The 13508-nt window shown below is 35.4% G+C and carries 15 protein-coding genes; all 15 read right to left on the bottom strand.

Annotated elements, in window-relative coordinates; translation table 11 throughout:
* Positions 1-373: 373 nt before the first annotated feature.
* The 15 genes from I215_RS15165 to I215_RS15100 all read right to left on the bottom strand — a co-directional run bounded on the left by I215_RS15165 (position 374) and on the right by I215_RS15100 (position 13020).
* Positions 374-1543: an ATP-binding protein gene (locus tag I215_RS15165; protein WP_008992872.1), complete on the bottom strand. Its 1170-nt coding sequence runs from the start codon at positions 1541-1543 to the stop codon at positions 374-376.
* A 164-nt stretch (positions 1544-1707) separates the two neighbouring features.
* Positions 1708-2193: a DinB family protein gene (locus I215_RS15160; protein WP_008992871.1), complete on the bottom strand. Its 486-nt coding sequence runs from the start codon at positions 2191-2193 to the stop codon at positions 1708-1710.
* A 464-nt stretch (positions 2194-2657) separates the two neighbouring features.
* A complete protein-coding gene (locus tag I215_RS16595; RefSeq protein WP_262486307.1) occupies positions 2658-2792 on the bottom strand; it encodes a hypothetical protein in 135 nt (44 codons plus the stop codon).
* Between the two features lie 1002 nt (positions 2793-3794).
* Complete coding sequence (locus tag I215_RS15155; RefSeq protein ID WP_008992870.1) at positions 3795-4067, bottom strand: hypothetical protein; 273 nt, start codon at positions 4065-4067, stop codon at positions 3795-3797.
* 617 nt (positions 4068-4684) lie between these two features.
* Positions 4685-5587, bottom strand: coding sequence for a TIGR01777 family oxidoreductase (locus I215_RS15150; RefSeq protein ID WP_008992869.1), 903 nt, complete (start codon positions 5585-5587; stop codon positions 4685-4687).
* Positions 5584-6102, bottom strand: a complete 519-nt coding sequence (idi, locus tag I215_RS15145; protein WP_008992868.1) for an isopentenyl-diphosphate Delta-isomerase — start codon at positions 6100-6102, stop codon at positions 5584-5586. The genes I215_RS15150 and idi overlap by 4 nt, the downstream gene beginning before the upstream one ends.
* 18 nt (positions 6103-6120) lie before the next feature.
* The gene (locus I215_RS15140) at positions 6121-7428 is read right to left on the bottom strand and encodes a cryptochrome/photolyase family protein (RefSeq protein ID WP_008992867.1); all 1308 of its coding nucleotides are present in this window, start codon (positions 7426-7428) and stop codon (positions 6121-6123) included.
* Positions 7418-7981, bottom strand: a complete 564-nt coding sequence (locus I215_RS15135) for a lipocalin family protein (RefSeq protein WP_008992866.1) — start codon at positions 7979-7981, stop codon at positions 7418-7420. The genes I215_RS15140 and I215_RS15135 overlap by 11 nt, the downstream gene beginning before the upstream one ends.
* Complete coding sequence (locus tag I215_RS15130) at positions 7965-8666, bottom strand: lycopene cyclase domain-containing protein (protein ID WP_008992865.1); 702 nt, start codon at positions 8664-8666, stop codon at positions 7965-7967. Before I215_RS15130 ends, I215_RS15135 begins: the two co-directional genes overlap by 17 nt.
* Positions 8663-9121: a sterol desaturase family protein gene (locus tag I215_RS15125; RefSeq protein WP_040460613.1), complete on the bottom strand. Its 459-nt coding sequence runs from the start codon at positions 9119-9121 to the stop codon at positions 8663-8665. The genes I215_RS15130 and I215_RS15125 overlap by 4 nt, the downstream gene beginning before the upstream one ends.
* Before the next feature lie 8 nt (positions 9122-9129).
* The gene (locus tag I215_RS15120; RefSeq protein ID WP_008992863.1) at positions 9130-9588 is read right to left on the bottom strand and encodes an SRPBCC family protein; all 459 of its coding nucleotides are present in this window, start codon (positions 9586-9588) and stop codon (positions 9130-9132) included.
* 3 nt (positions 9589-9591) lie between these two features.
* Positions 9592-10050: a hypothetical protein gene (locus I215_RS15115; protein ID WP_008992862.1), complete on the bottom strand. Its 459-nt coding sequence runs from the start codon at positions 10048-10050 to the stop codon at positions 9592-9594.
* Complete coding sequence (locus I215_RS15110; protein WP_008992861.1) at positions 10047-10883, bottom strand: phytoene/squalene synthase family protein; 837 nt, start codon at positions 10881-10883, stop codon at positions 10047-10049. Before I215_RS15110 ends, I215_RS15115 begins: the two co-directional genes overlap by 4 nt.
* On the bottom strand, positions 10880-12361 hold the full coding sequence (locus tag I215_RS15105; RefSeq protein ID WP_008992860.1) for a phytoene desaturase family protein: 1482 nt from the start codon (positions 12359-12361) through the stop codon (positions 10880-10882). Before I215_RS15105 ends, I215_RS15110 begins: the two co-directional genes overlap by 4 nt.
* On the bottom strand, positions 12358-13020 hold the full coding sequence (locus I215_RS15100) for a MarR family winged helix-turn-helix transcriptional regulator (protein ID WP_008992859.1): 663 nt from the start codon (positions 13018-13020) through the stop codon (positions 12358-12360). The genes I215_RS15105 and I215_RS15100 overlap by 4 nt, the downstream gene beginning before the upstream one ends.
* Positions 13021-13508 lie beyond the last annotated feature (488 nt).

The raw sequence follows: 13508 nt of genomic DNA, 5'->3' as shown, positions 1-13508 counted from the left end.
TGTTGTGCTCTACCAACTGAGCTATCGAGTCTAAATAAAATAAATAGCCAATTGACTATCTGTATTGTGAAAAATAAATTTCGATCTTTTTATTTATGAATCTGGATAAATTTGGTCTGTAAGGACCTTATGTTTCAATAAAGATTCCAGATCTGAATGTACTATGTAATAGAACTTGCTAACGGTTTTCTCTATCCGTTTAGAGCGGTGCAAATGTATTTTCTTTTTAATAATTATAAAAATTTATTTCTCCTTTTTTTTTAAGAAAAACCACCATTACTCATTAAACCTGCTTGAATTGAGGTCTTTACGTTGAATTTATTTCCTTTAAATGGGTTTGAAAGAGAGGTCGAACCCTTTAAAATTGGCACTTTTAGTACATCAATCCAAAATGCCAGAGTGGTATAGTGTTCAAATGGCCATATTCGATATCATCCTTAATGACAAATGAATTCTCTATTTCCTTAAGCTGTTTCTTGGTTTTGTTCTTTCCGCCGATTTCAAAGGTATACTCCTTGATTTGAAAATCAGATATGGAAGATGATGTAACCTCATTTAAAACGCGAGTTTGATTTAGAAAAAATGTTTCTCTTATATTTCCTTTATTTGCATTTTCTTGTGCTAGATTGTAAATGAGATTCGGGTTGTCTAAGTAGACCTTATTTATCTTTCCTAAGCCTCTAATTCCTTCTGTTGCATCCCTTAGTTGAGCAATCATACCAGCTTCTTCGATAAATAAGCAGTAGTCGCCGATATTGTTACGACTCACCGATAAAATGTCAGCTATCTTAGTGAAATTAGGTTTGAATGGAACGCTCTTTGCAATAACGGCTAAGAGATGTTTTAATTTTCTTCCAGTCTCAGCATTTAATCCAGCAAATAAGGGGATATCGGTTTCAAGAGTTTGATTTATAACCTGCTGTAGTCTTAAATTGAAATCATCTTGTATTGCAAAAGGATAATATCCTGTTTCTAGGTATTGAGAGAATAAGGGTAAAGGATGTGGTAATTCCTTCGCTTCTACCTTGTTTTGTAGTATTTCTTCAAGGGTATATGTCGGTGTGATAATATTATGGAACAATTGCAGATACTCACGAAATGAAAGCCCTTGCATGGAATACATTACCGCTCTACGACTCAAATCAGAAATTCCTTTTTTGATGTCTAATATCGAAGAACCCGTAAAAACCACATTGAGGTTTGAATGATAATCATAAATCAGTTTTAGCTCCTTTGCCCAATCTGAATATTTATGAATCTCATCGATAAATAAGTATTTACCTCCTTGTTTGGTAAAGGTATCCGCCAATTCAACGAGTCGGTTATTTGCAAAATAGAAGTCTTCTGCAGTCACATAAAGCGAGTCAGAAGTATTGTGATATTGCTTAATATGCTGTAGTATCATGGTAGTTTTACCCACCCCTCTAGGCCCGGTAAGGCCGATCATTCGGTTTTTCCAATTGATCTTATCGTGGATATACCTTACAAACGTCGTGTCCGTTTCATTTAAAAATTTACGGAAATATTGAATTAGCTGATCCATTTTATTCTGGTTTTATGCAAAAGTACAAAAAAACGCACTATGACAGTGCAGTTATGATTAAAAAACGCACTCTTACAGTGCAATTTTACCCATAAAACGCACTGCTTAAGTGCGTTTTATGACTCAGAGTACTTTCAAAGGTTAATCAAATGTGATCTATTTGGCTAAAAACTTATTATATCAGAATCTATTGGCGTATAACCTAAATGCCTACTTAAGGATAGAATTTGCCCTTTGTGGTGGAATTCGTGAGTCACGACATGGGTGAATAATTCCAACGGAGAAACATCATGATTGACTTTTTTTGTATTTAAATTCATGGCTTCAAAAGCCGTAGATTTATAGCGATTTATAAATTCTAAGACACCATCGTCAATATTCTGGTATACGCTTTCCAATTCAGATGCTGTGGTAACTGAAGAATATGGCGTGTTACTAGTCTTATTATTTAATGCGTTATTTAAGATCCAATATTCGTATGCATTAGCAACATGAACAAGCAGATTACGAATACTACCTCCAAGACCAAACGAATTATTCTCATTAACGAAATCCTCTGCAGATATATCTTTACAGTAGCCAAAAACGATAGCTCTCGATTCTTGAGTTAACCTATATTGAGTTTTTAAATAAGATTCTATATTATACATAAGAGCACTTTTAACAATGGGTGATATATCTGTTGCTAAATTAAAAAAAAACCGAATTAACTAATTAAGTGCTAGTAAGTTTTATTGTGAATGGCCTTATAAGAAGGTTCGGTAATGAGGATGCAGTATTGTAAATTGTAATGTCAAAAATTTTACTCATTACAGGCTTTATTTAGAGCCTTATGATATTGTTCAACAGTTATTGAATTTGTAATAAGTGCTGTCATTGGACTTAGTTATCTTATAAGCAATAAATTAAAAGCCAAAAAAAAAGGGATAGATTTTTATAAATCCATCCCTTGAAGTGATTCCGCTGGTACAGAACTCGAACTCTTTTTTGGAAGATTTAAGACGGTTGAATCAGTTGCAAGATAATAGTACATTTCAACAAGACTTGGACACAGCAAAGCTTAAACAACCTAAACAGCCCAAAGCTGTACGAAAGCTTTAAATTCACGCTGAAATTATACGTCCTCGATAACAAACATATCATAGTCAAACTCCAGTGCATTTAGGGATTGCTTATGATCGTAGAACAATACGCAAGCATTTCTACCCTTTATCTTAGAACTAGGATATAGAATTCCGTCTATACTCACTTCAGTTAGATCTGCATATGTATAACGGAAATGTTGTGTTTCATGGTGCTATTTTTTTTGTGAATGATGAGGATGCAAAGTTATAGTCGGTATTATTTTTAGTCCCTGGAAATAAATTTTAAGTGCTTTAAGCACTTATTCAGCGTTTAGGAAATGAAATAAAGAGACTGTTAGCATGGTTGACGAATATAGAAAACACCTGCATTGCGGAAAGGTGCTTAATCCAGGCAGTCGGGTCGGATCCGTAGTTTTGCGATAAGGAACGCAGTAATCAATTTAATTATAAAAAAGGTAGATAGGACGAGGTTCTGCATCCGGAACCGGTGAAGCAGTTGGAACGTATTTTACGTAATAATAGGGCGATTTTGCCGGAGTTGTTTCGGAAGTCGCATGTAAAGATGTCTATAGCCGTTTGGTCCAGCGCGGCTATAATTTTATTTTTTTTTACCAGTATATACCGCACGGAGGAAGGATCGATGTATAAGTACTGTTTTGAGTATGGTGTGCTGCAGATCAATTAGGGGTGGTGTTGGTGGTTAAACGGGAGGCGCAGCTGCGAGAGTGGGATTAAAACACCTTGGGTGCGACCTTTCGGAGGTTTAAGAGGTCTGGGCTTTCTAATTCGGGTCGCTAGGTTATTTATAAGGCCAATTTATAGTAATGTGTTTTCTGTGTTGTCCCAAATTTTTCATTTCGCTTTTAGAATATCAATTTATATCAATACATTTATTCATATATCGCAAAAGTATTGCTACAACTACATTGACCATGACAGAACCAGAACCAAAGCAGAATAATCGAGGATTGTTATATTCGGCATACCATAAATTATATAACGCGTTGAGCAGCTTGGAAAAATTTGAGAAGGGAACCAACTTTTTTGATAATATCTCTCATTTGGATAATTTCTTTTCAGAGTATAGGAATGTGACATTTATGATTCAAAAGTCATTAGCAAATACCGAATTTTTGGCGATTTACGAGGAAAATCGGAAGAAGTACTTACTTAATGATGTCTGCAAATTCATCATCTAACAGATTTAAAGCAATATTGGATGCCTTGTGTTTGTAGTAGGCAAATTTTTTAATCCTGTTTGTTGTCGAACGCCAATGATTTAGAGTTCCATCTGCTCTAATACCTTCGGAAACCTTTTCAAAAAAATTATCTACAAATAAGTTAGCGACTTCGAGTAGGCTATGATTTACGGATGGAGGCATCTCTGCAACTACTTCAGCTGGTGAATATGTTTTGCCTAAGAACTTCGACTTAAGCATTGTAGGATTAACCGTGCCATGCTCTTAAGAAAGCAATCTAAAATAGGCAAATAAGTCTTGCTTCTTTTCTTCTAAATATTCATTGATTTTGCCATAATCAGAGTCTTCAGGTAAACATTTTTTATTTTTATTATCCTAATTGTTCGGGAAAATCATAATTCCGGTGTCTATTTCTGTAATAACCCCATCAATTGTAATGCTTATAAAGATAGGAGCTTTCCCATCCTTTTCTAGGCTTCGAAGCACTGTGCCAGATCATTACTGACAATCTGTGTTCGCTTTTCATTAATTCATCACATTAAAAGTTATCCAGGTTTGATCCCATTATGTTTCGTTTTAGGCGCTGGCCGTAACTTAAAAAGCCATGTGGCAGTATTTGGCTGCACATGGCTTTCTTTGTGAACCCACTGGTACAGAACTCGAACCATTTGTTGGAGGATTTACGTCGATTGAATCAGTTGAAAGATATTTCAATTAAAATCAATGGGGATGCCGAAAAATATAAAAAACACAAATGATAAATCTCGGCGAAAAGAAAATATAACTAAATTAAAAAGATGAATATTAAAAATATACAGCGAAGCATATATTAAATTCAACCAACTTTATCGTTACTGCTAGATAAAAAATGTCTTTTCAATCGAGCTATACTCAAATTTAAAGCCTGTTTGTTTTATTTTTTCATTACTCACTCTTGAACCCTCTAACAACTTCACAGACATTTCTCCAAAAAATAACTTTACCAGAAATGCAGGTGCATTGGGCAAAAAACTTGTCTTTCCAAATGACCGTAGCAGGACTTTAGAAAAATCATTCATAGTAATGTGCTCGGAAGAGACAGTATTGAAAACTCCGCTTATTCCATTTGTCTTCAAGATGAACTCATACAACCGGACTAAATCTCGGATGTCAACACATGGTAAGTATTGCATGCCATTTCCTAACGATGTATTAATTTCTAGTTTCGCCAAAGGAGCTAGTTTTTGATAAATACCACCATCTTTCCCCAAGATAACACCCTTTCTTAAAATCACGGTAGCTATACCCAAACTTTCGAATTGCAATGCTGATTTTTCCCACTGGTCGCAGACAGAAGCTAAAAAGTCGTTACCTTTATTGGATGTTTCTGTGAATATCTCATCTGTAGTAACTGCGCCATAATAACCTACGGCAGACGAAGAAATGAAAGCATTTATTCTATAATTTCTTGTTTTAACATAGGTATAAAGTAAATCTATTGACTTTGTTCGGCTCTCAATGATTTCGATTTTTCTTTTATTAGTCCAACGTTTTTCGCCAATGTTCGCTCCTGTTAGATTGATGATTTTTGTAACACTTTCAAAGGCTTTTTCGTCAATATAGCTTTTTTCGATGTCCCATTGAAAAAAATGAATATTTTCAGTGTTAATGTTGCTGCGTCTTCGAGTTAAAACATTAACAATATAGCCGCAATTTATCAGGTGCCTTATCAATGCTTTTCCGACAAAACCTGTTCCTCCGGCAATTAGTATCGTTTTCATTTGTTAATTTTTGAAAGTAACTCAGGAAAAGCTTGTTTGAACCAAATCGTATAATGAGACGGATTGTTTTTTATATCTGATAGAATTTCATCTATATAAATCCATTTAGAATCTTGCACTTCATCTTTATTTAAGACAGGATCTTGATTTGAATAACCAATGAAGACATAATCTAATTCGTGTTCTATCAAATTATTTTCAACCTGCTCATTGTATATAAATGAATAGATCCATTTTAAATCACATTGCAATCCCATTTCATAGTTTAAGCGCTCCATCGCACTCGAATTTACATCTTCTTGCCATTGTGGGTGCGAGCAACAGGTGTTCGTCCATAGTCCTGCGCCGTGGTACTTATGGCTTGCTCGTTGCTGTAAAAGAAGTCTTCCTTTATCATTAAATATAAATACCGAAAATGCCCGGTGAAGACACCCTTGTTCGTGTGCAAGCAATTTTTCCATTTCAGCAATTGCATTATCATTCTCATCGACCAGTACTACATTATTTCTCTTCATTTTACTTTAATTAAAAGGTTATTGGTTGTTTTCCCTGACGGCTTCTCCATATACTTTTAACGCTCTTTCTCTTGCGAAACTGTGTTCTACCATTTTTTTGGGATAAGCATCTGTTTTAAATTCAGAAACCCATTTTTTGATATATTCCAACTTTTTGTCAAACTTATCGGTTTGAATAGTTGGGTTAAACACCCTGAAATACGGTGCAGAATCGCAACCCGAACCAGCTGCCCATTGCCAGTTTCCATTGTTGGCAGATAAGTCATAATCGTTTAATTTTTGCGCAAAGTAGGCTTCACCCCAACGCCAATCTATCAATAAGTGCTTGCACAAGAAACTCGCTACAATCATCCGTACACGATTATGCATGAATCCTGTTTCGTTCAATTGTCGCATTCCTGCATCTACAATCGGATAACCTGTTTTTCCCTCGCACCATATTTCAAATTCCCACTCATTGTTTCGCCATTTGATGGTATCATATTTCGATTTAAAAGATTGATTAACCACTTTGGGGAAATGATATAAGATTTGCATAAAAAACTCTCGCCAGATCAATTCATTCAGCCAAATTTGATTGTGCTTCAGTGCAAAAGCTACGCATTTACGTATACTGATGGTGCCAAATCGAAGTCCGATGCCCAACGCTGTTGTTCTTTGCATCGCCGGATAATCCCTGAATTTGTCGTATTCATCAATGATTTTTGGATCTAATTTTGGGAAGACAAAAGTACTATCTGTTTTTTCAAAACCCAGTTCATTCAACAAAGGAATTTCGGTAAACTCTTGTCTGAAAAAATTATTGTAATCAGGATAGTACGACTTGTAATTTTCTTCCCTCAATAACTCTTTCCATTTTTTGGAATAGGGCGTATAGACTGTATAAGGAGTGCCGTCATTTTTCACCACATCATTTTTATCAAAAATGACCTGATCTTTGAATGCCTTAAAAGGAGTGTTTCGTTCGTTGAAAAATTGATAAATATCCGAATCCCGTTTAATGGCTTGCGGCTCATAATCCCGATTGCAAAAGACACCTTGAATAGCATATTTTTCGGAAAGTATTTTAAAAACATCCGACGGATTGCCATAAAATGTATTCAGCCTTGCGTTGAATGTCTTCAATCCATTATTTATGGCCGAAAGTACCTGATGGATGTAGTCAACCCTTCGGTCCTTTTTATCTTCTAATTTTTTCAGGATGGTTTCATCAAAAATAAAAATAGGGAATACGGGAAATTCAGAAGCAAGTGCGTGATATAACCCCACATTGTCTTCCAAACGCAAATCTCTGCGAAACCAAAAAACGGAGACCTTACTTTTCATTGAGAAATGGATTATCGTTCCTGTCGTGTTTTACCCAGATCAGTTTAGAGGTGTCGTAGCCTATTTCTTCTGCAGTTCTCAAGTAGTTGGATTTGATTTCTTCAGGAATACTTTTTGTTCTCGATAGAATCCACAAATAATCCAAGTTTTTTCCGGCAATCAAGGCATGTTGGTAATTTTCGTCCAGTGCCACTACATTGTAACCTGCATAAAAGGGGCCGAAGAAGCTTACTTTTAATTCTGCAACATCTTTATTTCCTCTAAATTTTGCTAAGCCATCCGCTTTTTTCCATTCTGTTTTTTTGTAATTATAACCACTGTTCAATACGATCACATTACCATCTTCATTTAGACTGTATTGTGCGGAAACATTGTCTAAATCCTTTTCAAAACGAAAATCAAAACGGGCAATTTCGTACCATGTGCCCAAATACCTATCTATATCAAAGTTTTTGACTGCCTTTGCATTTTTTGGAATGGAGGCACAGGAATTTAAAAGAGCACCTAAGCCTATGGCACAGGCTGCTATTAAAATTTTATTTTTTGCTTTCATCGTGCGTATGTTTAAATTTTTCAAAAAAGTAGAGCACCAAAAGGAACTGTGTATATCCGTAAACGGCGTCTTCGATTGGTATCGTTAGTATTCGTATGCCTAGGAAATCCCCGGGATTGTAATTCACTATTGGTGTTTCTAATCCTGTGCCGGTCAGCACGCCATTTACTGGAAAAAAGCCTAACATCAATATCGTAAATACCAGCGATGCTTTGCCAATCCAATCTGCCCGAGCAATGAAATGCAGGTAAATTAAAGTTGCTGAAGTGGTGATAGCTGTTACCAATGTATAGATTTTATCGTAATGCAACAAAGCGATAACCACACAGACAATCAAACTGACAAAAACAATCAGATTATTAAAGCTGGATAGCCATCCTAGCTTGAAAAATTTATCAAAACAGAAATAGGTAAATACGCATGAAAACGGAATGAAAATAAAGAAAAGCCATTCTTCAAGAGGCAAACCCGCTATCACTATTCCAAGCGTGTAGTCTGTGTTGAACCACCAAACACCTTTTGCCGTAAACAATAAATCCCAAGATATTAATGGAATGGCAGCTAGAACGGCGGATTTTATATACGCTCCAAAATATCGGTTAAAGCGAATTCGCCTATCAAAAGATGCAATGAAACATATGATAACCGTAAAAAATAATATCAGTGAATAAGTGTATGCTATCATTTTTTCGCGGAATTAAAATACATTTTGAAATATTTGAAAGGCACATATAGAAAGCCAAAACACTCACCATTTTCTTTGCCGATATGCTTGTGATGTTGTTTGTGTGCTCTGCGAAGTGCCAAAAAATAGGGGTTTTTCGTTTTGGTCAATAATTTAATCCGCTGGTGGATAAAGACATCGTGTACAAAAAAATAGGCCATTCCATACAGCATAATGCCCAACCCAATAAAAAACAAATAATTGAAATTTTCTAGCGAACCGAAATACATTAAAGCAATTGTCGGTATAGCAAATATGACAAAGAAATAGTCATTCTTTTCAAGAGCTCCGTCATTGCTATGATCGTGATGGTCTTTGTGTAAACCCCAAAGAAAGCCGTGCATAATATATTTGTGGATAATCCAAGTTGCTCCTTCCATCACCATAAATGATCCGAATACAATTAAAAAATTCATAGCCTTTTTTACTTATTAAATAGTTTTTCTAAAACGCTGTAGCGGAAATCAAAGATGTGTGCCAACTTCTTTTTCACAAAAAGAAGATGTGCTATCTTCCCCAAAAAACCGAAAGGCAATTCATAATCTACCGTATCTTTCATCAGCACACCGTCTTTATTGGGGATAAATTCGTGAAAATGGTTCCAGTATTTGTAAGGCCCTTTCTCCTGAAAATCAGTAAAGCTTTTATTGGGTTTCACATGGGTAATTCTCGTTCTCCACTTCAACGGAACTTTCAGCAACGGCGAAACGATATAATCGATCACCATTCCTTCAGTAATCTGTTCGCTGTTATGATCAGTCAGCACCGTAAAACCCATATCTTTGGGTGTAATCGTGGAAAGGTTCTTGGGAGAAGAAAAAAAGTCCCAAGCTGTTTCGATATCGCAATTCAATTGTTGCTCCCTGTATAACCGGTGTTTCATAGTTTAGTCTTTTAAAAGCGTTCCTATATTTTTCTGCAAAATCTCCGACCTGATTTGGTGTCGGTTTTCCTTAATAAATTTGGCATCCTCATTTATGTTTGATTTATATCCTAAAAAAGACGGAGCATTTTTTTGAACCGAAAGTCGGATAAACCTTAATTCCACATTCTCAGGTTCTTTTTTGATTGCCTGCTCGATGTTTTTCTTCCCTTCTTTAAACGTATTGAGTTTACTTATCGGACTAAAGACGTGATTTGCCCAGATAGTTTGTAAACCACCCAAATAAGCCATATGTGTAGCTGAATTGTTCTTTGTTTCCGTCAATTCCGCAATTATCTTTTCGCACAACGCTTTTTCTGATACCAGTTTGTTGTAGTTAGCCCTTACTACATCCAAACCTGTTGCATTAAAACTCATAAGAAAGAATATTGCCGATATTAGTAAGCCAGGAATTTTGATCATAAAAACGCAGTTTTATATCTTACATAACTTTTGAACGCCACAAATGCCTTTTCAGAATTAGGAACCCGAATCCTATTATTCAATATCTCTTTGGAGGATATTCTTTTTATTTTTTGGAACAAAGACAAATAGTACTTGTAAGCTAAATACACCCCAAACATTGCGGAATTGGGTAGCTTCTTAATCCCGATTAAAGCCTCCTTAAATTCTTCCTCTATTTCCTTTTCAATCTGACTTTTCACACTATTATCAAATATGCACATAGCAATATTTGGGAAATAAGTCCTGCCCAAAATCAGATAATCATCTTTCAGATCCCTTAAAAAGTTAACTTTTTGAAAAGCTGACCCCAGTTTCATTGCATAAGGCTTCAATTCTCTATATTTTTCCATATTCCCATCCGTAAAAACTTGCAGACACATCAGCCCGACTACTTCGGCTGAGCCAAAAATATATTCTTCGTATCGTTCTGAATTGTAATCTATTTTCTGCAAATCCATTTCCATACTATGTAAAAACTGTTCAATCAGACTTTTGTCAATTTTATACTGATTTACTGTTTCCTGGAACGATTGTAGAATAGGGTTGAGCGAAATTCCTTCATGCAATGCATCGTCGGTTTCTACTTTTAATCGATTCAATAGTTTCTCTTTATCATATCCGTGAAAACTGTCAACGATTTCATCAGCCAGTCTCACATATCCATATATGGCATAGATAGCGGGACGTATAGACGGTTTCAGCGCTAAAATTCCTAAGGAAAAACTCGTACTATATTTTTGGGTTGTTATCTTGCTTACCGAGTAAGATAGTTCGTCAAATAGCTGTTTCATAGTTCTTCTTGTTTAAGTTTGATTGTTTCGTTCGCTACAATTTTACCAGATAAGATGGACGGAGGAACTCCGGGGCCGGGAACGGTCAATTGACCCGTGTAGAATAAATTTTTCAACCTTTTATTTCTTATTTTAGGTTTCAAAACTGCAGTTTGACCAAGTGTGTTTGCCAGTCCGTACGCATTGCCACCGTACGCATTGTAATCTGAAATAAAATCACTGACACAGAAGCTTCTTTTGAATTCTATCTTTGATCGCAAATCGGCTATGCCCGTATGTCTTTCAATTCTTGAAAGCATTTCCATTAAATACTTTTCCCGTGTTAATTCTTCATCATTTATTCCGATTGCCAAAGGCATCAACAAAAACAGGTTTTCTTTGTCTTTAGGGGCAACATTATGATCTGTTTTTGATGGGCAACAAACATAAAAAAGAGGCTTTTCCGGCCATTTCTTCTCGCCATAAATACAATCAATGTGTTCGTCTAAATCATTTTCAAAGAAGAGTGTATGATGTTTCAGGTTGGGAATAATTTGATTGATACCTAAATAATAGATCAAACTTGATGGTGCAAATGTTCTGCTTTTCCAATATGCCTCAGAATAATTTCTGAGGTCTTTATTTAAAAGCGTTTCTGTATGATGATAATCGGAAGAAGCAATTACAATATCAAATTCATAGTTCTCGCCATTGATAGTTAAAGATCTTACCTTACCATTTTGTGTATTTATGCTTTCAACGGTTTTGTTAAAATGAAAAGTTGCACCTTGGTTTTCGGCTACTTTTTTCATCGCCAATACCAATTGATAGAAGCCACCTATTGGATAATGCGTTCCTAAGGCATAACCCCCATAGTTCATCAAACTATACAATGCAGGAATATTTTTTGGAGAAGCACCCAGAAAAATTACAGGAAACTCCATCAATGTTCTTAATTTTTCACTTTTGAAGTATTTAGCAACATAGGTTCTGAAGTTCGTCAGCAAATCCAATCTCAATGCACTTTTAGTTATTTTAGGAGAAATGAATTCTGACCAATTATGGCAAGGCTTGTTCACGAAATCCTGCATCCCGACTTCATATTTGAATTTAGCCGATCGCATAAATTTTTCTAATTGTAATCCTGCACCCTTTTCGATTTGTTCGAACAAGATTTTTAATTCCTCTAAACTTTCAGGTACACTGATTTTCTCTTGTTTAAAAATCATTTCAAACTGTGGGTTTAATGAAATCAACTCGAAGAAATCAGAAGTTTTATAGCCGAAATCAGCAAAAAAACTTTCAATAATATCAGGCATCCAGTACCAACTTGGTCCCATATCAAAAACGTAACCTTGTTCTGTAGAAAATTGCCTTGCTCTTCCACCTGGTCGCTCGTGTTTTTCAAATACGTGAACCTCATTGCCTGCTTTAGCCAGATAAGCCGTAGCAGACAATCCCGAAAAACCGGAACCGATAATGGCTATTTTTTTCTTCATAGGCTTTTATCTTTTAAAGCTTTATCCAATAAATGTTCGGGATCAATATTTTTATCATAGATCGGTTGATGAAAATCATTAAGCTTATTGAGCAACTTGATTAATTCCATCTTTTCGCTACGGGTTAAATCTCCTGTTACTATTTCAGTTGCTTTTCTAATTTTGTCCATTTGATTTTCCAAGACTTCAAGCCCCGTATTGCTAATATTTATAACTTTACTTCTTTTATCAATCTCACAATCAGTTTGCTTTACCCAGCCTTGTGCAATCAACCGATTGATAACTTGCATTCCGGCAGGTTTTTCATGAACATTCTTTTTTATCAAGTCCATTTTGGTCATTTCCCCAAAAGCTTTTAGGTTAATGAGATAGATAAAATCTTCTTGTGTAGAAAAGTTTGAACCGAATATTGCCGATTTTGAATAACTCTTAGCATATCTGTTCATATGAATAATCAACGTATTGATGACGCTTTCAGGACTTCGTCCGTTTTCTTTTCCTTCCCAATTAGGTTCATTATTTACTTCATCACTTTTATAATTGTCAACTATCCATCTTTTAAAGCCTTCGATATCATTAGGATATGTTCTTCCTAAAAAAATATCAGCCTCGAATTCTTCAAGCAGATTGATAACATTTTTTAAAATATCATATTTCATATATTCAATTTAGGATGTAAATATACTATCATTTTTAATAAAATGTATATTTTTATACTATTTGTTATGAAGTTCTTTTTAAATACGTATTAGTAAAGTCTAATTTATAGGTAATACTGCTGATAAGGTCGGAGGGAGAGCTGCGCATATCATTAACAAAATAGACTTTGATATTCATATTATTGGGGTTCGAGCTCCAAGAAGTCGGCCCGCTGGTACAAAAACGAACAAACCCTAAAAATACAACGAAGTAATTCGCAATACATTGTAAAAGAGGCATTTGTGTGTAGTTTTGTGTGATAATAAAAGGGTTCGATCTCAATTAAACCCAATTTGGTGGCTCAAATATGCAAGAAACAGGAAAACCCAGATTTTTGACTTGATCCAGGAAAATCTAAAACTATCTACTAAGCAGATGATTATGAAAAAAAAAGCCCCAACTGGAGTTGAGGCTTGAAAGTGACCCGACTGGGGCTCGAACCCAGGAC

Origin of the sequence: Galbibacter marinus (assembly GCF_000300875.1) — a bacterium.
Lineage (GTDB): Bacteria > Bacteroidota > Bacteroidia > Flavobacteriales > Flavobacteriaceae > Galbibacter > Galbibacter marinus.
The sequence above is the reverse complement of the archived record's forward strand: the minus strand, read 5'-3'. Positions and strand labels throughout refer to the sequence as shown.